The following is a 21,360-nucleotide window of genomic DNA, read 5'->3' as shown; positions in this document are numbered from 1 at the left end:
GGATTAGCGCGAAATCAAACTCTAAATGGATTACAAATAACAAACGAAATTGCACGCGCGGTTAATACACCAATTACATTTACCCGACACGATGCACACGCCGCTATTCTGCGTGAACTCCGTCCCAGGGATTAATACGGATAAACGCGCCTTCATCCATGCAAGCGTTTAACAGTCGGCGTACACTCGCTCGGAGCTTACGCCCGGGGGCGTGCGGGGCTGCGGAGCCACCGGTCGTTGAATATGGGTGAATGGAGAACCAGGAGAACAATCAATGAGTTGGACACGGGAACAGAGAAACGTCACGATCGCTGCCTATCTGGGTTGGACACTCGACGCATTCGATTTCTTTCTAATGGTGTTCGTATTGAAAGATATTGCGGCGGAGTTCAATACAAAAATTCCCGAAGTCGCCTTCGGTATTATGTTGACCCTGGTGATGCGTCCGCTCGGCGCACTGATTTTCGGCTGGCTCGCCGACAAGTACGGCCGCCGTCCCACGCTGATGGTCAACATCGCGTGCTTCTCATTGCTGGAATTGCTGTCCGGCTTTTCGCCGAATCTTGCCACTCTGCTCGTGCTGCGCGCGCTGTTCGGCATCGCGATGGGCGGCGAATGGGGCGTCGGCGGCGCACTGACCATGGAAACCGTGCCGCCGAAATCGCGCGGCATTGTCTCGGGTCTGCTGCAAGCCGGCTATCCGAGCGGCTATCTGCTCGCTTCGGTCGTGTTCGGCGTGTTCTATCAATACATCGGCTGGCGCGGCATGTTTTTCGTCGGCGTGTTGCCTGCCTTGCTCGTGCTGTACGTGCGCGCGCACGTGCCGGAGTCGCCCGCCTTCAAGACACTCGAAAAGAAAGCGCGTCCGGGTCTCGTCGCCACGCTCAGGCAGAATGTCAAGCTGTCGCTATACGCGATCATTCTGATGACCGCGTTCAATTTCTTCTCGCACGGCTCGCAGGATCTGTATCCGACCTTCCTGCGCGTGCAGCATCAGTTCGACGCGCACACCGTGTCGTGGATCACGATCACGCTGAACATCGGCGCGATTTGCGGCGGGCTGTTCTTCGGCGCCTTGTCGGAGAAGATCGGCCGCAAGCGCGCGATCTTCATTGCGGCGTTGATCGCGTTGCCGGTGCTGCCGCTGTGGGCTTTCTCGACCACGCCGGTGCTGCTCGCGGTGGGCGCCTTCCTGATGCAGATCTCCGTGCAGGGCGCGTGGGGTGTGATTCCAGTACACCTGAACGAAATCTCACCCGATGAAATTCGCGCGACCTTCCCCGGCCTCGTGTATCAGCTCGGCAATCTGATCGCGTCGGTGAACGGTCCGTTGCAGGCGAGCGCCGCCGAAGCGCACGGCAACAACTACGCGCTCATCATGGCCGTCGTGATCGGCATCGTGGCCGTGGTGATCGCCGCGCTGATTCCGTTCAGCCGTGAGCGCCGCGGCATCGATATGACGCAGTCCGCGAAACAGGTCGCGGCGCAGCTTTAAGCGTTCGAACCAAACAGCTATTTTGCCGGCGCATTATCGGGCACAATAGACAGCAAAGGCGGCTCGAACCGCCGCGACGCACAGTACGCGTCAGCCAGCAAACGCAGGGCCAAACAGGGCAGCAAGCAATACGAGGCCGTTCCGATTTCCATCGGAACGGCCTTTTTTATTTCCGCGCGGTTTGACGTGCCGCGCGCATGGAAAGACGGACCTTCGTCAGGTCTTCTAGAGGAGTTAGTCGACTGTGACCCCTTGATCGCACACATCATTTCTTCTTATCCTGAAAAAAACGGCCGTTTCAAATCAATATTTGAATCGCTTGTTTGCGGGCCGGACGCCCGGCAACTGGGAGACGCAACATGGCAGTTCGCACAACAGGCCGGCATGCCGGCGATACGAAGTCCCGCATCCTCGACGCCGCCGAAACACTCTTCATCGACTGCGGTTATGAGGCCATGTCGTTGCGCCAGATTACTTCGCGCGCCGAAGTGAATCTCGCGGCAGTGAACTATCACTTCGGCAGCAAGGAATCGCTGATTCACTCAATGCTGTCGCGCCGCCTCGACCATCTCAACCAGGAGCGGCTCAAGCTGCTCGACCGCTTCGATAACCTGCTCGGCGAGCGCCTGACCTGCGAGCATGTGCTCGGCGCGATGTTCATTCCGGCGCTGCGCCTGTCGCGCGATCCGCGGGTAGGCGGCAAGGCGTTTCTGCGTTTGCTCGGCCGCGCTTATACCGACCCGTCGTCGTTCATTCGTGATTTTCTCAACGGACACTACGCTTCTGTGGCGGTGCGTTTTTTCGATGCCTTTCAGCGCGCGCTGCCGCATCTGCCGCGCGAGGAACTGGGCTGGCGTCTGCACTTCGCGATCGGCGCGCTGTCGGGCGTGCTGGCCGGCACCGACACGGACAGCCTGCTTTCCGAGTTCTCGCAAGGCAAGTCGATGAACGACCTGCAACTCATTGCCCGCCTCGCTTCGCTGATGGTGGCCGCGCTCAAGGCACCGTTGCCTGACGGCACGCAACTGGCCGCATTCGCCGCAGTCCTTGGCGACGCCAGCGAAGGCGGCTCGGAGTGCGCCGGCATCGGCGGTGCTGAAACTGCGAGCGCGGCACGCACAGAGGGTGGATCGGAGCCGACATCGCCGGCCGTATCGGAAGGCGAGCATCGCGGCGGCACCCTGGAGGCAGGTTCGCGCCAGCACGCATTGCACGGCGCGGCTTGACGATCTAACGCTGCGGGCAACGCGCCGTTATCAGCCGTTGCCCGCATGCGGTGCCTGCGCGAGCAGGCGAGCGAATCAGTACCTCGCCATGCGAGCAAGTCACAAGATGGTTAGCATGCCGCAATATCGAACCCGTAGCCAACCGGCAATCCCTACGCCGCAGGTCAGCGCGAAACAGGCAACAAGTACTCAGTCAACCCTCAGCAGGAAGGCAGCCGAACATGATGAACGCCGCATACCTGAGCAGCACGTCTAAGTTACGCACCTAAGCAACGCCGCGCTGTCCAACTGCACACACGCCGCGCAAACGCGGTACGCGCGACGAGGCAACGCGAGCGTGAAGCAGAAAATCAATAGAACGCGAACCATCCGCGCTGCGTGGATGCGTCCGCACGCACCATCGAAAGAGGAGGAAACGTCATGCCGTGGTTCATCCTGGTGTTAGTGATTGCCGCCTTCGCGCTCGTCTATGTTCAGGCGCGCGCGGCATGGTGGCTTGCCTTCATGATCGTCTGGGTGGCGGCCGCGCATGTCAGCGGAGCGGCAGGGCCGGTGGCCACCACGCTGCTTGCCATTGTCTTCGTCCTCCCCGCCCTCGTGCTTGCGCTCAAACCGCTGCGGCGCACATGGTTCGCCAAGCCCGTGCTCGACATTTTCCGCAACATCCTGCCGGAGATGTCGCCGACCGAGCGCGATGCGATCGAAGCCGGCACGGTCTGGTGGGACGCCGAACTGTTCTCGGGACGTCCGCACTGGGACAAGCTGCTCGGCTACGGCCCGGCCACGCTGACGGCGGAAGAACAGTCGTTCCTCGACGTCGAATGCGAAAAGCTGTGCGACCTCGCGAACGACTGGGAAACCACCATGGTCTGGCAGGACCTCTCGCCGCAAACCTGGCGGTACATCAAGGAGCACGGCTTTCTCGGCATGATCATTCCGAAGCAGTACGGCGGCAAACAGTTCTCCGCCTACGCGCATTCGCAGGTCATCATGAAGCTCGCCACGCGCTGCTCGGCCGCCGCCGTTTCGGTGATGGTGCCGAACTCGCTCGGCCCCGCCGAACTGCTGATGCACTACGGCACCGACGAGCAGAAAAACCACTACCTGCCGCGCCTCGCACGCGGCGAGGAAATACCGTGCTTCGCATTGACCAGCCCGTATGCGGGTTCCGACGCGGCGGCGATTCCTGACGTCGGCATCGTGTGCAAGGGTCGGTTTGAAGGCCGCGAGACGCTGGGCTTTCGCGTCACATGGGACAAGCGCTATATCACGCTCGGCCCGATTGCGACCGTGCTCGGCCTCGCGTTTCGCGCGCTGGATCCCGAGCATCTGCTCGGCAATGACGACGAACCGGGTATCACCTGCGCACTGATTCCTACCGACCATCCAGGCGTGAACATCGGCCGCCGTCACTGGCCGTTGAACGCTGTGTTCCAGAACGGTCCGAACTCGGGCAAGGACGTGTTCATTCCGCTCGACTGGGTGATCGGCGGCCGCGCCCAGGTCGGCAACGGCTGGCGCATGCTGATGGAATGTCTCGCGGCGGGCCGGGCGATTTCGCTGCCTTCGTCGAACGTGGGGATGGCGAAGATCGCCGTGCGCGGCACCGGCGCCTACGCCGCGGTTCGCCGCCAGTTCCGCACCGCCGTCGGCAAGTTCGAAGGCGTGCAGGAAGCGCTCGGCCGCATGGGCGGCAATCTGTACGTGATGGACGCCGCGCGCCGCCTGTCGGCACACGCGGTGGACCTCGGCGAAAAGCCTTCGGTGATCTCGGCGATCGCCAAATATCACATTACCGAGCGCGCCCGCATGGTCATCAACGACGGCATGGATATCGCCGCCGGCAAGGGCATCTGCATGGGGCCGTCGAACTTTCTCGCGCGCGCCTATCAGCAGGTGCCGATCGCGATCACCGTGGAAGGCGCGAACATTCTCACGCGTTGCCTGATCATCTTCGGGCAAGGCGCGATTCGGTGTCATCCGTATGTGCTGAAGGAAATGGCCGCCACGCGCGAAACGGATCGCGCCAAGGCGCTGCGCGATTTCGATGAGGCGTTCTTCGGCCACGTCAGCTTCACGCTTTCCAACGTGGTGCGCAGTTTCGTCTATGGCGTGACGGGCGGCGCGTTCATCGCCAAACCGCGCACGGCGCATGCGCCATTGCATGCGTACTATCGCGCGGCCACGCGGCTCTCCACCGCGTTCGCGCTGCTCGCCGATGTCTCCATGTTCGTGCTCGGCGGCGATCTGAAACGCCGCGAGCGCATCTCCGCGCGTCTGGGCGACGTGCTGTCGCAGCTCTACCTGATCTCCGCCACGCTCAAACGTTTCGAGGACGAAGGCCGTCAGGAAGAAGACCTGCCGCTGGTGCGCTGGGGTGTCGAGGACTCGCTGTACAAGGCGCAACACGCGCTCGACGGCGTGCTCGCCAACTATCCGAACCGGCTCGCCGCGGGCCTCGTGCGCGTGCTCGCGTTTCCGTTCGGACTGCCGCACCGCGAGCCGTCCGATCAGCTCGGCAGCGAGATCGCCGCATTGATGCAAACGCCAGGCGCCGCGCGCGAACGTCTGGTATCCGATTCGTACGTGCCACATCCGGATGTCGACGCGCTCGGCTACGGCGAGCTGGTGTTCGAACTGAATCCGCGCTTCACGCAGATCGAGCAGAAGCTGCGCGACGCGGTCAAGCAAGGGCTGCTCGAACCGATGCCGCAGAGCCTGCCGCAACTAGCCGCCTGGACCGACACCGCACAGAAAAAAGGCCTGCTCGACGCCGACGACCGGCGCGTGCTCGACGACTACGCGCGTTACGGCGCGCAAGTCGTGAAGGTGGACGATTTCCCCGCCGACTTCGACATGCTCGCCAACCTGCAAAAGCGCAAGGAGGCGCTGGAAAAGGCGCTGGAGCTCGCGGCCTGAGTTCGGCGCCGGCTTAAAAAAACATGCGGGGAAGGCGCGCCGCGAGCGTCGAACTCGGTGCACACTGACACACGTTCGACGTCCCTCAGAGAGACTTCCTGCGGGGGCGTCTCTCAAGGGCACTTCCCTCGGGCGTGGCCAGCGGAGCGACTAATAATATGAACGACTCTTATCTGAACTTCGTCAACTCGCCGTTCGGCGCGCGCCTCGCGCGCTCGGTCGGCCTGCCGAAGCCCGAGGTGCTGCGCCGCTATCGCGCGGATCAGCCCGAGTTCGGCGGACTGGTCGCGCTCGGTGCGGGCCGCGAACCGCATCTGCTCGACGCGCTCGCGAACCTCGTGGCAAGCATCGGCGTAACGAGCGTCGCGCATGAAAGCGCCGGCTTGTGGGTGCCGCTCGCCAACCGCCACGGCCTCATGACGGGCCGCTTCGAAGCGGCCGACTCCGGTTCGCAAGGCAAACTCGCGGCCCTGCTGTTCGACGCGAGCGGCATCGAAGACAGCACCCAGCTCGAACCCTTGCACGGCTTCTTTCACGACACGCTGCGCTCGCTCGGCAAGTGCGGCCGCATCATCGTGCTGGGACGGCCGCCGGAGACCTGCGCGACGCCGCGTCAATGGACCGCGCAACGGGCGCTCGAAGGCTTCACGCGTTCGCTCGGCAAGGAAGCGCGGCGCGGCATCACCGCGAATCTCGTGTACGTGGAGCGAGGCGCGGAAAACCGGGTGGAAGCGACGTTGCGGTTCTTTCTGTCGCCGCGCTCGGCCTATGTGTCGGGCCAGGTCGTGCGCGTCGCTGCCGGCGCGGGCGGCGAGACGGCCCCCGCCTTCGATTGGCAGCAACCGCTCGCGGGCCGGCGCGCCGTCGTGACCGGCGCGGCGCGCGGCATCGGCGCCTCGATTGCGAGCGTGCTCGCCGCCGAAGGCGCGCACGTGATCGGCATCGACATCCCGACGGCCCGCGACGCGCTCGACGCAACCATGCGCCAGTTGAACGGCACCGCCCTCGCCTTCGATATCGCCGCACCCGAAGCGCCCGCGCAGATCGCGGCCGCGCTCGACGAACAGGGCGTGGATATCGTCGTGCATAACGCCGGCATCACGAAGGACAAAACCATCGCGAAGATGACCGCGGCCGCGTGGCAAAGCGTGATCGACATCAACCTGTCCGCGCAGGAGCGGATCGACGACGCCCTGCTCGCCGCTGGCATTCTGCGCGACGGCGGCCGGATCATCGGCGTGTCGTCGATCAGCGGCATTGCCGGCAATCTCGGCCAGACCAACTACGCCGCGTCGAAGGCCGGCGTGATCGGCCGCGTGCAGAGCATGGCGCCGCATCTGCGTGCGCGCGGCATCACGATCAACGCGGTCGCGCCCGGCTTCATCGAAACGCAGATGACCGCGAAGATTCCGCTGACCATCCGCGAAGCCGGACGCCGCATGAATTCGATGAGCCAGGGCGGCCAGCCGGTCGACGTCGCGCAGACCATCGCGTGGCTCGCCCATCCGGGATCGGCCGGCGTGAGCGGCCAGATCGTGCGCGTGTGCGGACAAAGCCTGATTGGAGCGTGACCATGGCTGAGCCCGGTGATCCGTTCGACGGCAGTCCTCTATCGAACCCGGCGCGGCCGGATGCGGTGCGGCCCAAGACCGTCGTGATCGAGACCTTGCCCGCGCCCGCCAAGCTCTATGCGCGCGCGTTGTCCGGCCTCGTCAAACGCGGGCGCGAGACGCATCTGCCGCCGCTGCGGCTGGTGCGCCCCGCCGTCGCCCTCGACCCCGGGCCGATCTGGCGTTATGCGCGCGTGTGCGGCTTTATTCCCGAGCACGGCGTGCCGCTCACGTATCCGCATCTGCTCGCCTTTCCCTTGCATCTGCTGATGCTGACCGACCCGGCGTTTCCATGGCCGGCGCTCGGGCTCGTGCATCTGGCCAACCATGTGCGTTTGCGCCGGCCGCTCGCCTACAAGGAGATGCTGCGCGTCGAGGTGGAATTCGGCGCGCTGCTGCGCCACGACAAAGGCCAGGCGTTCGTGCTGCATACGCGCATGTACCGGCGCGGCGAAGCGGTCTGGGACGGCGACAGCGTCTATCTGAAACGCGGCGTGCCGGCGAGCGGCAGCGTGCTCGATCCGCTCGAACCCGGAGCCGTTGCGCTGCAACGCGTCGCGCGCTGGCAACTCGCGTCGCAGTTGGGCCGCGACTACGCGAGCGTGTCCGGCGACTACAACCCGATCCATCTGAGCGCGCTGTCCGCGAAGGCCTTCGGCTTTCCGCGCGCGATCGCGCATGGCATGTGGACGCTGGCGCGCGCCGCCTCCGCGTTGCAACCGCCGAAGCCGCTTGCGGAAGCCACCCTCAGCGCCGAATTCAAACTGCCGATGCGGCTGCCCGGCGAGGCGTCGCTGTGGAGCGCGTCGCCTTCGCTGATCGAACGCGACATCGAAGTGCGCGATATCGCGGGGCAGAAACCGCACTTGCGCGGCCGCATGCAATGGAGGTTGCAATGAGGTGCGCGCGTCGTGCGCCGAGTCGTGGAATCGTGGAATTGCGGGCGGCTGAATCGTTGTTGAATCAGGGCCGTCGCGACCGGCCGTCAGACCATTGTTAGACCATTCGCACCATTCAATACTCAGGGAACGACCCGAAGGAGCCGAGCATGTCCCACCCGCTGCCAGCCGTACGCCGAGTCGCCATCGTCGGGGGCAACCGGATTCCGTTTGCCCGCTCGAACACCGCCTACGCGACCGCGTCGAATCAGGACATGCTGACCTTCACGCTGCAAGGGCTGATCGACCGCTATAACCTGCACGGCGAACGTCTGGGCGAAGTCGCTGCGGGCGCCGTCATCAAGCATTCGCGCGACTTCAATCTGACGCGCGAATCCGTGCTGTCCACCACGCTTGCCAAAGAAACGCCCGCTTACGATGTGCAACAGGCCTGCGGCACCGGACTCGAGGCGGCCATTCTCGTCGCCAACAAGATCGCCTTGGGGCAGATCGAAGCGGGCATCGCGGGCGGCGTCGATACGACCTCCGATGCGCCGATCGGCGTCAACGAGCGGATGCGCAAGATCCTGCTCGAAGCCAATCGCGGCAGGAGCACCGGGCAACGCGTCAGCGCGCTGAGCAAGCTGCGGCCCGGCATGTTTTTCAAGCCGCTTCTGCCGCGCAACGGCGAACCGCGCACGGGCCTTTCGATGGGCGAGCATTGCGAACTGATGGCCAAGCGCTGGAACATCTCCCGCGAGGCCCAGGACGTGCTCGCCTACGACAGCCACCGCAAGCTCACGGAGGCGTATGCGCGCGGTTTCGTCAACGATCTGATGACGCCGTACCGCGGTCTCGCGCGCGACAACAATCTGCGCTCCGACCTCACGCTCGAAAAACTCGCGAGCCTGAAACCGGTATTTGACCGCGACGCCGGCACGCTGACCGCGGGCAATTCGACGCCGCTCACCGACGGCGCTTCCGCCGTGCTGCTCGCGAGTGAAGAATGGGCCGCGCGTCATGGACTGCCGGTGCTCGCGTACCTGAGTTGGTCCGAAACCGCCGCCGTCGACTTCTTCGACAAGAAAGAAGGCCTGCTAATGGCGCCCGCCTACGCCGTGCCGCGCATGCTGGCGCGCGCCGGGCTTACGTTGCAGGACTTCGATCTGTATGAAATCCACGAAGCGTTCGCCGCTCAGGTGTTGTGCACGCTCGCGGCATGGCAGGATGACGAGTATTGCCGCACGCAGCTCGGCTTACCGGGCCCGCTCGGCGCGATCGATCGGACAAAATTGAACGTGAACGGCAGTTCACTCGCCACCGGCCATCCGTTCGCGGCGACGGGTGGACGCATCGTCGCCGGCCTCGCGAAAATGCTTGCGCAACTCGACAAACCGGCCAGCGCCGCGCGCGGGCTGATTTCGATCTGCGCGGCGGGCGGCCAGGGGGTGGTCGCGATTCTGGAACGCTGAACCTGACATGCGTTTCAGTGTTTGCTTCGCCGCATGCTTTTGCTTCACACGCTGCCACACTCGCGTTGATTGCTTCGATGACCGGCCACCGGGCCGGCACACAAAGAGATGAAGCCACAGCTTCAGGAGACGACCATGACCCAGCCCACTCAAACCACGCTTGCGCCCGGCGGCGAATCGGCGGCGCAGAACGCAGCGGATCCGGCGCCGGCCTTCGCGCAGGCGCAGGCTCACGCGCCGCACCACGCGCCCAACACCGACGGCATCTGGTACGCGTCCTATCCGGCGGATGTGCCGCGTGAAATCGACGTGTCGAAATACGAGTCGGTCGTACAGTTCTTCGACGAATGCATCGCGCAGTTCCGCGAGCGTGTCGCGTATGTGAGCGTAGGCGCGAGCATGACCTACGGTGAACTCGGCCGCAAGGCCACCGCGTTCGCGGCGTATCTGCAGAGCATCGGCGTGAAGCCGGGCGAACGCGTGGCAATCATGTTGCCGAATACGTTCCAGTATCCGGTCTCGCTGTTCGGCGTACTGAAGGCCGGCGGCGTGGTGGTCAACGTGAATCCGCTCTATACGGTGCGCGAACTCGCGCATCAGTTGAAGGACAGCGGCGCGCAAACCATCATCGTGTTCGAGAACTTCGCGAAGACGGTCGAAGACGCGCTACCCGGCACCAAAGTGCAGAACGTGATCGTGACGGGACTCGGCGATCTGCTCGCCGACGGCCTGAATCTGAAGGGACGTCTGCTCAATTTCATGCTGCGGCACGTGAAGAAGATGGTGCCCGCGTACAACCTGCCCAAGGCGGTGCCGCTGCTCGACGCGCTTTCAACGGGCTACTCGCGGCCATTGACGCCCGTGCGGCCCACCCACGACGACATCGCGTTCCTGCAGTACACAGGCGGCACGACCGGCGTCGCCAAGGGCGCGATGCTCACGCACAGGAACATCATTGCGAATCTCTTGCAGGCCAAGGCGTGGTCAGAAGGCCAACTGACCGGCGAGGTCGAAACAGTGCTCACGCCGCTGCCGCTCTATCACATCTATTCGTTGACGGTGAATGCGCTGATCTTCATGGGATTGGGCGGGCGCAACATTCTGATCGCCAATCCGCGCGACATGAAGCGCGTGATGATGATCATCCGTCACGAAAAATTCACGGGCATGACCGCCGTGAACACGCTCTATAACGCGTTCCTCGACAACGAGGAATTCTGCAAGCGCGACTTCTCCGATCTCAAGCTGGCGATGGCGGGCGGCATGGCCACGCAGAAGTCGGTGGCCGAGCGCTTCAAGGCGGTGACCGGCAAGCCGATCATCGAAGGCTATGGGCTCACGGAATGCTCACCGATCGTGTCGATGAATCCGGTCGACCTCTCCAATATGCGTGACTTCGAAGGCTCGATCGGTTTGCCCGCCCCGTCCACGCAAGTGCGTTTCAGGAAGGACGACGGCCATTGGGCGAACATCGGCGAGGCGGGCGAATTGTGCGTGAAGGGACCCCAGGTGATGAAAGGCTACTGGAATCGTCCGGAAGAAACCGCCAAGGTGATCGACGACGACGGCTGGCTCGCCACCGGCGACATCGGCGTCATGGATTCGCGCGGCTTTATCCGGCTGATCGACCGGAAGAAGGACATGATTCTGGTGTCGGGCTTCAATGTCTATCCGAATGAGGTGGAAGACGTGATCGCGGCGCTTCCGGACGTGCGCGAAGTCGCCGCAATCGGCGTGCCCGACGCCGCGCAGGGTGAACGGGTGAAGGTATTCATCGTCAAGCGCAATCCTTCCCTGACGGCGGAACAGGTGATCGCCCACTGCCGCAAGAACCTGACCGGCTACAAGGTGCCGAAGCTCGTCGAGTTCCGCGACGAGCTGCCGCAAACCAATGTCGGCAAGATTCTGCGCCGCGCCCTGCGCGACGAGGAACTCGCGAAGCAAAAGCCTGCCTGACAGGGAAGGCGCTTCGCGTCACCTTTCGGAGAGATTCATGAAGCACCGCCTGTCCGCACGATCACGCCGCACGCCCGTCTTCATGCGCCTCGCCGGTTTGTTGCCTTCGTCGCTGTCGTCGCATTCGTCGCTGTCGTCGCATTCGCCGCCGCGGACCGCTGGTTTGCGTGCGGACTTATTCGCATGCTTGCGTGCGTCGTTGCAAAGCGTGCCGTCGCGCAAGCTCCTGATCGCGGCGCTGGTGGCGGGAGCGGCCGCACTGGCCACGCCGGTGGCGTTCGCGCAAAACGACGACACGCCGCCCTCGCTTGACAGCGCCAGCGGCGTCAAGGCGCCGTCCACGCCCTCCACGCAGGTCGGCAAGCTGACGCTGGATCAGCAGGTCAAGTGGCTGCGCGCCGCGCAACAAAGCGGCGCGATGGAAAAGCTCAATGACGCGCAACTGGTCGCGTTGTTCCAGTCGCTCGATCCACTCGCGTTGCCGCGCTATATCAAGGAAGGGCCGAACGGCTATCCGTCGTACGAGTTCACCATGGCGCGCTCGGAACGCATTCACGGCCAATGGCCCGACAAGCCCGATCACATGCTGGTGCGCGTCGCGCACGACCCGTTGCGCATCTACGCGAAATGGCTGCCCGACGGTGCGCGTGCCGGCCAGGAAATCATCTACGACGAATCCAAACGGACCGATGAGATGTACGGGCATCTGGGCGGCATCATGAATGTGATGCCGGTGTGGACCTCGCTGACCGGCGCCCTCGCCCGCGCGCAATCGAACCATCAGGTGCGCGATCTCGGCACGGAATACATCGCGAACCAGTACCTCAGCGAAGGCAAAAAATACATCGAGGCCGGCTTGCCGCGTTCGACCCAGGTGGAAGTCAAAACGGTCGACGGCGTGCGCGTGGTGGCGTTCACCTTCGAAACGCCGACCGGCCAGCCGCAGTTCTACGCGAAGAAAGAAACGCTCGGCCTCGATCTGCGGCATCCATATTTCCGCACCGTCGAGTCTTATGACAACGACGGCAAGATCTTCGAGAAGATCGTGTTCGAAACCATCACGCCGAAAACATTCGACGACTCGACCTTCGATCCGAAGAACAAGGCGTACAGCTTCTAGCTCTCGTGCAATACGCGCGGCGCGAAGGCGAAGGCGAATGCGACGTGACCATGCTGTCTGTCCGAGCCCGCGCTTTGCTCGTGACTGTGTTCGTTTTCGATCACCTGTCCCGCGCTTCTAGCGAGTTGGTTCAGCACGAAGTAGTCGGACGCGCGCGTGAGGCCGATTAGCGAAACCGACAGGAACGTGGGTGTGGGTGTACGTGTCGGCGTTGCGCAAAGCAGCGGTGCGAGTGTCGTGTACCAAAGCGCGCCGATATCGTCGCCGGTTTCGAAAACCGGCAACTGCCGGTGTGCTGCATAGCCGGCGAATGCGGCGCCGAACGCCAGCGTGGAGTCGACCACCGCCACCGTATTGCTACGCGCCGCCGCATGCGCGAGCCACGGCCACGCGCTGCCTGCCGCGGTCGAGAGGCAAGCGCCGGTCATCATGAAAGTGCGCCGGTCCATGCATCGCTCCTGTCGTCATGCCTCGTTTGCGGCCGCGCCCTCAGGTATAGCCGCGCCGGTCGCGCCACGCCGCCGGCCAGATGCCCTGCTTGCCCGGCGCGAGAATGCCGTTCGGGTCGAGCGCGTCCTTGATCGTTTCCGAGAACCGCAGCAACGCGCCGTCGTTGAAGCTGTACTGGGCCGCGGCAAAATCCATATACGCGAGATGCGCGCGGTATTCGCCGTAGCCCGCCGCGCGCGCGTCGCTCATCAGCGAACGCAATAGCGCGCCGGCCTGCTCGACCTGGTTCGCGTCGTCGCGGTCGAAGATCGCCGCGAAAATGTGATGCAGATGGCGCACGCCCGCCGTAAAACCGCCGTAGTAATCGAAGCCGTATTCCGCGGCGCGGGCCTTGACCATCGTGTATTGACGCAACGCGTCGCGCCCGGTCGCGGGACACACCGGCGCGAAGTCCACGTGCGCGCCCGCGCCGCCGCGCCAGTCGAGCATGCGAAACGCGCTCATCGCCGGAATGCCGGCGAGGTTGCGGTCGCCGCCGGCCGTGGGCTGCGCATCGCCCGCGTAGCGCGCCGCCAGAAAGCGCGCCCGCGGTATGCGCGCAAACGCGCGCTGCACGATCGCATGGCGCGCGTCGATCGATTCAGGCGTACCGTAAAGCGCGTAATGCAGATTCCAGCGGCCCACATTCAGCTTCTCGAGCATCGCGTCCACCGCGCTGCCGGGCATCGCGCCGGGTCCGTCGTACCACTGCGCGCGCGCCGACAAGCCAGCCGCGCGGCGCAAACCACCCTCGATCACCGCGTGATTGCGGATCGTTTCATCGAGCCGCAAAGGCCGCAAGATCTCCACGATCGCTTCGAGATCCGCTTCATGCTGAAACTGGATTTCGCCGAGCAGATACGCGGGCGGCGCGGGCATCAGCCAGACGCCGAGCTTGGTGACGATGCCGTAATTCGACTGCATGAACATCGCGTCGAACGACGGTCCATAGCCCGGCTGGTACAACTGCCACGCGGTGCCGATTTCAATGCCGCCCATGCCCGTGCGCAACACATCGCCGTTGGCGAGCACCACTTCCATGCCGCACTGCGACGCCGCGTGATCGCCGTACGCGGTATAGCCGAAGCCGCGTTCGAGCGTATTGCCGACCACGCTGCCCCAACCGGCCGCGGGCGGATCGACCCACAGCTTGTAGCCCTTGTCGCGCAGATGCGCGTACAGATCGAAGTAGCTGACGCCCGGCTCGACCAGCGCGTACGCCATGGCCTCGTTCACTTCGATGATGCGGTTCATCCTGTGCAGATCGAGCACGACCGAGCCGGCAAGACGCGGCGCGGCGCCGCCATACGCGAAGTTGCGTCCGGTCGAAACGGTCCACAGCGGAATGCGAAATTGATTGGCAATGCGCAGCACCGCGCGGATTTCATCGACGGAGCCGGGCAAGACGGCGGCACTTGCCGAAAACGCTTCGCGCTCGCCGGGCGCGAACGGATCGAGATACGCGGCGAGGCCGTCCGCCGAGGTCACCACCTGCGGCTCGCCGACGATCGAACGCCAACCGGCGAGCGCGCGGTCGAACTGCGCGGCGGACACTTTTGGCGGCAAGTTACGAATCAAAGCGTCTCCCTGGCCGCCGCGCGAATCCGCGGCAGTGAGTCAGCGGCACGTGTCATTGGCGGCGAGTCATTCGCACGAATCAGCGACACGAGTCAGCGGCGCATTCCTCCGCCGCCGTGCGACATGCCGCCCCATGGGTGCATGGGCGCCGCGCCGTGCCAACCGCCGCGTCCGCCCGCGCCGAACGATCCGTGCACGCCATGCACATAGCGCACATGATCCATATGATGGAAATGATGAAAGCGGTCGACGAACACGAACGACACGCCGACCCCGAACACCACCGGCGGCCCCCAATACCATGGATCGTAGTAGTAGACCGGGCCATCCGCCAAGGCCTGCGCGGCGGCATCGTCCTCGACGATCTGCCACGTGCCGTCCGGTTGCAGGCATGCGCGGCCGGTGATCTGCTGCATGACGCCGTCGATTTCCGCCTGCCCCGCCACGAACCGGCACACCGGCGCATCCGCTTGCGCCTCGACCGGCGCCGCGCACGCGGCGCACAGGCACACACAAGCTAAGCCGCCATACAGCCCGCTGCCGAATTGATGAAATGTGAGCATGATTTTGCTGCCTTTATGCTGTCCGATGCGCACCGGCGTTGCGACCGCAAGAACCGTGTCGGCACTGTGAAGACGCCGTCGTTTGCCTCGCTGAAGACCTTGCCACGTACCCATGTACGCACGCGGGAACGGCACGATCCAGCAACAAGTAAACGCAGCGCCGCGCGACGCTATTCCGTCCGCGCGGCGCAAGCGCACGCCGGTTCTGTTACCGGGTGTTGCACGGCCTCTGCCTACCGACACGACAGTCGCGTGGCGCGAACTCGCACACGCCCTACTGCCACGACTCCGGTTTGCCGCCGAGCGCGCTGCACACGTCGATGGCGATCGTGCGCAGCTTGCCTTCCGCGATCGGCCCGGAGAGCGCGTAGCCCATGCCGTCGCTGACCCAGTAGAAGGTGCGGCGGTTGCCGTCGCGAAACAGGCGGAACGCGGTTTCGTCGCGCGAGATGCCGGTGACGTAGAGCGTGAGCCGCGCGCCGCTGGTGTTCTCGTACATGAACTGCGCCGCCGGACCCGCTTCGCCGGGCAACAGCCGGCCGCCCACCAGCGAGTAGCCGTATTCCTGCAAGGACGGCACCGAGAGCGACCGGTTCAGCCGTTTGGAGAGCCAGTTGATCAGATGCTCTTCTTCGTTCGCGGCGACTTCCACCGGATGCCGCCGCTCCGGCGTGTACACCGCATAAGCGATGTCGGCGCGCTCGGCGAAGCTCGGCGGGCTGCCGCCCAGACCGCCCCACGCGCCGCCGGTCAGACGCGGCGCGAGCGGCCCAAGGGCGAGCGCGAGCCCGGCGCCGGCCGCGAGCCAGCAGGCCGCGACGCCCGCGCGTTGCCACCAGGCGGTCCTGCGCCGCAACACGATGAAGGCCGGTTCATCGGCCGCCTCGCGTTCATGACGCTCGTTGCGCTCATCGCGCTCGCTGCGCTGCGGCGCGCCGCACAGCACGCGCAACGCGGCTTTCTGCGCGCGCCAAGCGGCCACGCGCGCGGCGGCCTGCGGATGCTGCGCCAGCTGGGCCTCGATCGCGGCACGCTCCGCGCCTGGCAATTCACCGTCGACATACGCCGACAGCGCTCGCAGATCGAGCCCTTCGGGCAAGCTGGAATCGTAGTCGTCGCTGTTCATCACGGGTTTCTCACTACTTTCAACGGTGGACTTTTACGCGCCGGCCCCTGCGCCGGTCCCTCCGTCAGCAACGCGCGCATGTGTTCGCGCGCGCGGGAGAGCCGCGACATCACCGTGCCGATCGGCACGCCGAGCGCGCGCGACGCTTCCTGGTAAGACAGCTCCTCCACGCAGACCAGCAACAGCACTTCACGCTGTTCGACGGGCAGACAGTACAACGCGCGTTGCAGATCGCGCAGCACGAGGCCGTCGACCTCGCCCTGCGGCGCTTCGAGATTGCGCCAGGGCGCGCTCTCTTCATCGACGGCAATCTCGCGGCGGCCGCGCAATTGATCGATGTAGAGATGCCGCAGGATCGTCAGGAGCCATGCGCGCAAATTGCTGTCCGGCCGGAACGCCGCCCAACGGGCGAGCGCGCGCTCCGCCGTATCCTGTACGAGGTCGTCGGCCCATGCGCGGTCGCCCGTCAGTGCGCGCGCGTAGCGGCGCAGCTGCGGGAGCCACGAAATCACTTCGGCTTCGAAATTCACCCGGCGAGCGGCGCTCAGTAGCCGCCGCTGCCGCCGCCGCTCGAACTCGAGGCGCCGCTATCGGTCGCGGACGTGCACGCGCTCGTCGCGAGGGTTCCCCCCGCCAGCGCCAGCAGAACGAAAACAGCGGAAAGGATGCGCGATACTTTCATGGTGAGTCTCCTGTCGGTCAGAGCTGGCGCTTTCGCGCCTGACTCGGCTCTCATGCGAGAAGCTTGCGGATGAGCGCCCGAACATCCGGTGCGGCCGGCACAAGCCGATCGGCGACGCGCACGATGCAGTGTCGCCATGCCTGATATAACGCGGTCGGGCGGCGCTTTATTCCATCCGATACACCGCGCCCGCCATCTTTTTCCGCCATCCGCGCCGCGCAGGGCCGCGCGTGGCGGAAGAACGCGGCATTCATCCGCAGATTCGTAACTCAACGTTACAGTCAATAGTTATCAGATGCTTATGCGCCCACAAGCCGTTATAGTGGACGCAGTTCGCCCGCCGACGCGTTCCGCCCCCACACAGGGTAGAATCGCGGCGAACAACCGTCTTTCTAACCTGAATTGTCCATGGCTTCCGCAGAATCGCATCCGCAAAACGACTTCATGAACGCTGCGCGCAAAGAACGAAAGCGCGTCGAGATTTACCTTGTCAACGGCATCCGCCTGACCGGGTGCATCGAGTCGTTCGATCAGTATCTGGTGATGCTGCGCACGCCTGTCGGCCTGCAAGGCATCTACAAGCGCGCGATCTCGACGATCCAGCTCGACACCGGCACGCGTCCGGCTCCGCGCGCGGGGCGTCCCGCGCACGGCGAGCACACCACGCGTGGCCCGCACGGCTCGCGTGAACCGCGCGATCATCGTGAGCCGCGCGAACCGCGTGAACCGCGCGAGTCGTATGGCGCGCCGTCTTCGGACCGGCCTGCGTCGGATCGAAGCAGCGGCACGTCGGACGGCCCCGTGGTCGTTACGCGCCGCCGGCGTCTGTTCGGCACGGGCGGCGACGGTGGCAACCACGGCGGCGGTAACCACGGTGGCGGCAATCATGGCGGTAATGGCGGCAGCGAGTAAGCCGCCGCGGCGGCGCTCGGCTACTCCGGCGAATGGCCGAGCCGCTGCAATATCTTCTCCAGACGCATCACCTGCAGGTCTGTCAGTTCAAATCCGCATTTGACCGCCAGCACGCGGCGGCGCCAATACACGGCGTCCAGCCAGCGCTGCGCCGGTTGCTTCGTTGCCCAATCCAGGTGTTCCAGCTCAGCTTCCACGACGTGCGACGCGTTGAGGCGCTGCGACGCGCACGCGGTTTTTTTCCGGTTCATGTTATTCGCTGCCTTGTTGTTCACGGGTTCTGGTTGCGCCCCTCCCGAGCGCGACATTGCCGGTTCGCGGCATGCGTTGCGGTCTACCGGCCCACGCAGCCGGTGCCTGCTTTTCTTTCGCGCGCCGCACTGTGTCGACACACGGAAAACGAGTTGATGCGCAATGGTTTTTAAGTTTCGGCTGATAAACCCGCACCGGTTCGCGCATCGTTCGGCTCACGGGTTTGCAGCGGGCGCTTACGGCGCACGGTCTTGGACCGTTCAGCCGATGTTCGCCGAAGCCTGCTTTGCGCTATGCTGGTTTGCAGACTCTCTTCTCACGGAGCACGTCATGACCAGCAAGAAGCAACACGAATCCCCTCCCGCGGCAACGCAAGCGCCCGCCGAATCCGACGACAACCGTCTTGATGAGGCGCTCGAGGAAAGCTTCCCCGCCAGCGATCCGATCGCCGTCGACGTGGGAGACCCGCATCACGCGTCGGACAAGGAGGGGGCTTCGGAGGGAAAGAAGCGGCATTAGAGCTGGCCGCGTTATCGGCTGGCGGAGCACAGGGAAAACGAAGCAGCAGCCAAAGCGTGGCCGCCGCTATCGCCATCGGGCGGGTGGAGGCGGTGCGTTAAGCGCGACCGCTAGTGCGCGTGCAAAACAATTGGGAAGATTTGCGCCGAGCCGCTCGCCTGCCGCGCGTGAGACTTCGCGCGAACGCGCCTGATAAACGTGGGTGGCTATTACTGCTGCAGGAATGGAAAATCCGGCGAGTGCGTGAACGAGCAATGGCGTTCGCGTGGGCCTCGCGAACTATGCGCGTTGCACGAATGCAGTTGAACAACGAGCCATCGTTGCGGTGAAGCCGAGCGAAACGGTCAACACCGCGCCGCCCTGCCCACCGGATGCTCTTCAGCCCGTAACGCTCAGCGCGAGGGCAACCCGCTTTCCAACTGGCGTTGCAGATCGCGCACCTGGCGCTGCGCGGCACGCAGCTGATCTTGCGCGGAAGCCTTCTGCTGAGCCAGCGAAGTCGCTTCGGCGCGAGTTTGCTGCTGCTGGGTCGCCACGATGCTCTGCTGCTGACGCGCGACATCGAGGTCCGCCTGCAAGCGGTTCGCATTGTCCTGCTGCAACGCGATCATCCGCTCCGTGAACGCTTTTTGCGCTTCGAGTTGCGTGCGGCGAATCTCGACGTCCGACAGTTGCACCGTCTGACGCACGAAATCCTTGTAGATCATGTCCGCACGTGTCGCGTCCTGCGTCTTGATGACACGCCAGAAATTTTTCTGCTGGAACAGCGCCACGTAGTACGTCATTTCCTTGCCGTAAAACAGCAAGCTCGCGCCGTAACTGCCGTTATACGTGGTGCGCAGTTCGCTTAGATCCGACCCGTGGATCATCTGCTGCAATTCCGCCACGTTGCCTGCCGCGGACTGCTTCGCTTCGTCCGACGTGAGGGCGGAAGTCTGCGCCTGTCCCGCCGGCGAGGTAGCCGGCAACGCGGCTGTCGTGCCTGGCTGGGAAACGACACCGCCGATGGCGCCGCCGCTTGCGCCGCTGTTCTGCAGAGCTTGCGCGTTGACGCCTTGCGCCGTGCCCATCGCGATCAATGCGGCGAGCGCAATCTGTCGCAGTTTCGACTTTCGGTCCATGTAATTTATGCTCGAACAGTTTTTTGTTTTAGTACAACCATCCCATTATTACTCACTTTCCCGCGTTTCGGGCTCCTCGTCGAAAATTTGATACTTGCGCATTTTCTCCCATAACACCTTGCGGCTAATGCCGAGATAGAGCGCCGTATCCTGGCGGCGCCAACCGTTTGCGTCGAGCGCGGCGAGCACGCGATTCCGCTCGGCCATGTCCCATTTGCTGCGGTCCACCAGCACCTCGGCTACGCTCTCCGCCGGCACCGGCTGAGTGGTGCGCGCGAGCGCGAGAAGCCGTTGCAGGCGCGCCGCATCCCACGCGCCGATTTGCCGCACGGTCACGCCGATGCGTTCGGCCAGATTGCGCAGCTCGCGCACATTGCCGGGGAAATACGTGTCGGCGACAGCGTCGGCAAGCCAGTACGGCAGATCGGGCAACGCCGCGAGACGCTCCGCGCCGACGATCTGCGCGATGAACGCCTTGAAGATCGCAATCTTGTCGACGGCGCCCCGCTCTTCCAGCGACGGAATCTTCAATTCGATCACGGCGAGCCGGTAGTAAAGGTCGGCGCGAAACGTGCCGTCCTTCACCAGTTGCGGCAGCAGTTTGTTGGTCGCCGCCACCAGCCGGAAATCGAGCTTGACCGGCGTCGCCGAACCGATGCGCGTGACCGCGCTGTCTTCGAGCACGCGCAACAGCTTGACCTGCTGATAGAGCGGCAGATCGCCGATTTCGTCGAGAAACAGCGTACCGCCGTCGGCCTGCTCGAAGTAGCCTTTGTGCGCAACCACCGCGCCGGTGAACGAGCCTTTCGAGTGACCGAAGAACAGCGATTCGAACAGGCCGTCGGGAATCGCGCCGCAGTTCACCGCGACGAACGGGCCTTGTCCGTAGCGGCTATGTTTTTCGTGCAACAGTTGCGCGATGCGCTCCTTGCCGACGCCGGTTTCGCCGTGCACCAGCACACTTGTGTCGCAATCGGCGAAGGTGTCGACTTCGTGCAGCAGCGCCTGCATGCACTCCGAGTTGGCGATCATCGCATCGGACTCGTGCGTCTTGGCGCTGTGCGCGCGCATTTGCAGCACGAGCTTCATGACCATGCCGCGCAGTTCGGCGCAGGTGAAGTCGAGCGGCAGAATATGCGAGTACTCGGACGGATAGGCGGCCGGATCGTGCTCGCGCGGCGCGGCGCCGACCCAGACCACCGGAATGCCGTGCGCGGCCTGCCAGTCGCGCAGGATCAGCGCGCCGCTGTCGATCACCGACACGCTGATGATCGCAAGCGACGGCCGCAGCGCGGTCCGCTCGGGCGAGATCGCGATGTCGTCCGCACGGATCACTTCGACATCGAAGCTCGCCATGCAGCGCGCGACCCGGTCGACGATGTCGGCCTTGCCCTCCCAGACGTAGATATCGAGTTCCTCGATTTTGGTGGTGGTTCTCATCT

At 64.3% G+C, this 21,360-nt stretch carries 20 protein-coding genes; 10 read left to right on the top strand and 10 right to left on the bottom strand.

Annotated features, from left to right (window positions below):
• Positions 1 to 274: 274 nt before the first annotated feature.
• The 8 genes from B0G81_RS32975 (at position 275) to B0G81_RS32940 (ending at position 12,676) form a co-directional block, all read left to right on the top strand.
• Entirely contained in the window at positions 275 to 1,495 is a 1,221-nt protein-coding gene (locus B0G81_RS32975) for an MFS transporter (protein ID WP_134141239.1), read from the top strand.
• Positions 1,496 to 1,854: 359 nt separating this feature from the next.
• The gene (locus tag B0G81_RS32970; protein ID WP_134141237.1) at positions 1,855 to 2,721 is read left to right on the top strand and encodes a TetR/AcrR family transcriptional regulator; all 867 of its coding nucleotides are present in this window, start codon (positions 1,855 to 1,857) and stop codon (positions 2,719 to 2,721) included.
• 420 nt (positions 2,722 to 3,141) lie between these two features.
• Complete coding sequence (locus B0G81_RS32965) at positions 3,142 to 5,640, top strand: acyl-CoA dehydrogenase (RefSeq protein ID WP_134141235.1); 2,499 nt, start codon at positions 3,142 to 3,144, stop codon at positions 5,638 to 5,640.
• A 158-nt stretch (positions 5,641 to 5,798) separates the two neighbouring features.
• The gene (locus B0G81_RS32960) at positions 5,799 to 7,211 is read left to right on the top strand and encodes a 3-oxoacyl-ACP reductase (RefSeq protein WP_134141234.1); all 1,413 of its coding nucleotides are present in this window, start codon (positions 5,799 to 5,801) and stop codon (positions 7,209 to 7,211) included.
• Between the two features lie 2 nt (positions 7,212 to 7,213).
• Positions 7,214 to 8,149, top strand: coding sequence for a MaoC/PaaZ C-terminal domain-containing protein (locus B0G81_RS32955; protein WP_134141232.1), 936 nt, complete (start codon positions 7,214 to 7,216; stop codon positions 8,147 to 8,149).
• 149 nt (positions 8,150 to 8,298) lie between these two features.
• Complete coding sequence (locus tag B0G81_RS32950; protein WP_134141230.1) at positions 8,299 to 9,600, top strand: acetyl-CoA C-acetyltransferase; 1,302 nt, start codon at positions 8,299 to 8,301, stop codon at positions 9,598 to 9,600.
• A gap of 135 nt (positions 9,601 to 9,735) precedes the next feature.
• Positions 9,736 to 11,556, top strand: coding sequence for an AMP-binding protein (locus B0G81_RS32945; RefSeq protein ID WP_134141228.1), 1,821 nt, complete (start codon positions 9,736 to 9,738; stop codon positions 11,554 to 11,556).
• Positions 11,557 to 11,593: 37 nt separating this feature from the next.
• Positions 11,594 to 12,676 (top strand): DUF1571 domain-containing protein, encoded by a 1,083-nt coding sequence (locus B0G81_RS32940; protein WP_134141226.1) that lies wholly within the window; start codon positions 11,594 to 11,596, stop codon positions 12,674 to 12,676.
• Here B0G81_RS32940 and B0G81_RS32935 read toward each other — a convergent pair.
• The 7 genes from B0G81_RS32935 to B0G81_RS32910 form a co-directional block, all read right to left on the bottom strand.
• Positions 12,673 to 13,125 (bottom strand): hypothetical protein, encoded by a 453-nt coding sequence (locus tag B0G81_RS32935; RefSeq protein ID WP_134141223.1) that lies wholly within the window; start codon positions 13,123 to 13,125, stop codon positions 12,673 to 12,675. The genes B0G81_RS32940 and B0G81_RS32935 overlap by 4 nt on opposite strands.
• Before the next feature lie 40 nt (positions 13,126 to 13,165).
• A complete protein-coding gene (locus B0G81_RS32930; protein ID WP_106284601.1) occupies positions 13,166 to 14,743 on the bottom strand; it encodes an FAD-binding oxidoreductase in 1,578 nt (525 codons plus the stop codon).
• A 92-nt stretch (positions 14,744 to 14,835) separates the two neighbouring features.
• Complete coding sequence (locus B0G81_RS32925) at positions 14,836 to 15,306, bottom strand: hypothetical protein (RefSeq protein ID WP_134141221.1); 471 nt, start codon at positions 15,304 to 15,306, stop codon at positions 14,836 to 14,838.
• Positions 15,307 to 15,580: 274 nt separating this feature from the next.
• A complete protein-coding gene (locus B0G81_RS32920) occupies positions 15,581 to 16,432 on the bottom strand; it encodes an anti-sigma factor (protein ID WP_134141218.1) in 852 nt (283 codons plus the stop codon).
• Positions 16,432 to 16,962 (bottom strand): sigma-70 family RNA polymerase sigma factor, encoded by a 531-nt coding sequence (locus tag B0G81_RS32915; protein ID WP_106284599.1) that lies wholly within the window; start codon positions 16,960 to 16,962, stop codon positions 16,432 to 16,434. Before B0G81_RS32915 ends, B0G81_RS32920 begins: the two co-directional genes overlap by 1 nt.
• 14 nt (positions 16,963 to 16,976) lie before the next feature.
• Positions 16,977 to 17,114, bottom strand: coding sequence for a hypothetical protein (locus B0G81_RS43910; protein ID WP_166679092.1), 138 nt, complete (start codon positions 17,112 to 17,114; stop codon positions 16,977 to 16,979).
• 50 nt (positions 17,115 to 17,164) lie between these two features.
• Positions 17,165 to 17,368, bottom strand: coding sequence for a hypothetical protein (locus B0G81_RS32910; protein ID WP_106284598.1), 204 nt, complete (start codon positions 17,366 to 17,368; stop codon positions 17,165 to 17,167).
• A gap of 154 nt (positions 17,369 to 17,522) precedes the next feature.
• Between B0G81_RS32910 and hfq the strand changes: the two genes are divergently transcribed.
• Complete coding sequence (gene hfq / locus B0G81_RS32905; protein ID WP_106284597.1) at positions 17,523 to 18,026, top strand: RNA chaperone Hfq; 504 nt, start codon at positions 17,523 to 17,525, stop codon at positions 18,024 to 18,026.
• A gap of 20 nt (positions 18,027 to 18,046) precedes the next feature.
• Here hfq and B0G81_RS32900 read toward each other — a convergent pair whose 3' ends face one another.
• On the bottom strand, positions 18,047 to 18,277 hold the full coding sequence (locus B0G81_RS32900) for a hypothetical protein (protein WP_106284596.1): 231 nt from the start codon (positions 18,275 to 18,277) through the stop codon (positions 18,047 to 18,049).
• 331 nt (positions 18,278 to 18,608) lie between these two features.
• Between B0G81_RS32900 and B0G81_RS32895 the strand changes: the two genes are divergently transcribed.
• Positions 18,609 to 18,797: a hypothetical protein gene (locus tag B0G81_RS32895; protein ID WP_106284595.1), complete on the top strand. Its 189-nt coding sequence runs from the start codon at positions 18,609 to 18,611 to the stop codon at positions 18,795 to 18,797.
• A gap of 392 nt (positions 18,798 to 19,189) precedes the next feature.
• Here the strand turns inward: B0G81_RS32895 and B0G81_RS32890 are convergent, their stop codons facing one another.
• Both B0G81_RS32890 and B0G81_RS32885 read right to left on the bottom strand, forming a co-directional pair.
• The gene (locus tag B0G81_RS32890; protein ID WP_134141215.1) at positions 19,190 to 19,918 is read right to left on the bottom strand and encodes a DUF2968 domain-containing protein; all 729 of its coding nucleotides are present in this window, start codon (positions 19,916 to 19,918) and stop codon (positions 19,190 to 19,192) included.
• A 48-nt stretch (positions 19,919 to 19,966) separates the two neighbouring features.
• Complete coding sequence (locus B0G81_RS32885; protein WP_106284593.1) at positions 19,967 to 21,358, bottom strand: sigma-54 dependent transcriptional regulator; 1,392 nt, start codon at positions 21,356 to 21,358, stop codon at positions 19,967 to 19,969.
• Between the last annotated feature and the right edge of the window lie 2 nt (positions 21,359 to 21,360).

It is taken from the genome of Paraburkholderia sp. BL6665CI2N2 (assembly GCF_004366535.1).
GTDB lineage: Bacteria > Pseudomonadota > Gammaproteobacteria > Burkholderiales > Burkholderiaceae > Paraburkholderia.
Note: the sequence above shows the minus strand (reverse complement) of the source record. Positions and strands in the feature narration are given on the sequence as shown.

Excerpts from the sequence above, each read along its gene's own strand:
- B0G81_RS32975 (WP_134141239.1), top strand. The coding sequence starts at position 275 with ATGAGTTGGACACGGGAACAGAGAAACGTCACGATCGCTGCCTATCTG.
- B0G81_RS32970 (WP_134141237.1), top strand. The coding sequence starts at position 1,855 with ATGGCAGTTCGCACAACAGGCCGGCATGCCGGCGATACGAAGTCCCGC.
- B0G81_RS32965 (WP_134141235.1), top strand. The coding sequence starts at position 3,142 with ATGCCGTGGTTCATCCTGGTGTTAGTGATTGCCGCCTTCGCGCTCGTC.
- B0G81_RS32920 (WP_134141218.1), bottom strand. The coding sequence starts at position 16,432 with ATGAACAGCGACGACTACGATTCCAGCTTGCCCGAAGGGCTCGATCTG.
- B0G81_RS32935 (WP_134141223.1), bottom strand. The coding sequence starts at position 13,125 with ATGGACCGGCGCACTTTCATGATGACCGGCGCTTGCCTCTCGACCGCG.
- B0G81_RS32900 (WP_106284596.1), bottom strand. The coding sequence starts at position 18,277 with ATGAACCGGAAAAAAACCGCGTGCGCGTCGCAGCGCCTCAACGCGTCG.
- B0G81_RS32940 (WP_134141226.1), top strand. The coding sequence starts at position 11,594 with ATGAAGCACCGCCTGTCCGCACGATCACGCCGCACGCCCGTCTTCATG.
- B0G81_RS32955 (WP_134141232.1), top strand. The coding sequence starts at position 7,214 with ATGGCTGAGCCCGGTGATCCGTTCGACGGCAGTCCTCTATCGAACCCG.
- B0G81_RS32895 (WP_106284595.1), top strand. The coding sequence starts at position 18,609 with ATGACCAGCAAGAAGCAACACGAATCCCCTCCCGCGGCAACGCAAGCG.
- B0G81_RS32945 (WP_134141228.1), top strand. The coding sequence starts at position 9,736 with ATGACCCAGCCCACTCAAACCACGCTTGCGCCCGGCGGCGAATCGGCG.
- B0G81_RS32925 (WP_134141221.1), bottom strand. The coding sequence starts at position 15,306 with ATGCTCACATTTCATCAATTCGGCAGCGGGCTGTATGGCGGCTTAGCT.
- B0G81_RS32950 (WP_134141230.1), top strand. The coding sequence starts at position 8,299 with ATGTCCCACCCGCTGCCAGCCGTACGCCGAGTCGCCATCGTCGGGGGC.
- B0G81_RS32890 (WP_134141215.1), bottom strand. The coding sequence starts at position 19,918 with ATGGACCGAAAGTCGAAACTGCGACAGATTGCGCTCGCCGCATTGATC.
- B0G81_RS32960 (WP_134141234.1), top strand. The coding sequence starts at position 5,799 with ATGAACGACTCTTATCTGAACTTCGTCAACTCGCCGTTCGGCGCGCGC.
- B0G81_RS32910 (WP_106284598.1), bottom strand. The coding sequence starts at position 17,368 with ATGAATGCCGCGTTCTTCCGCCACGCGCGGCCCTGCGCGGCGCGGATG.
- B0G81_RS43910 (WP_166679092.1), bottom strand. The coding sequence starts at position 17,114 with ATGAAAGTATCGCGCATCCTTTCCGCTGTTTTCGTTCTGCTGGCGCTG.
- hfq (WP_106284597.1), top strand. The coding sequence starts at position 17,523 with ATGGCTTCCGCAGAATCGCATCCGCAAAACGACTTCATGAACGCTGCG.
- B0G81_RS32885 (WP_106284593.1), bottom strand. The coding sequence starts at position 21,358 with ATGAGAACCACCACCAAAATCGAGGAACTCGATATCTACGTCTGGGAG.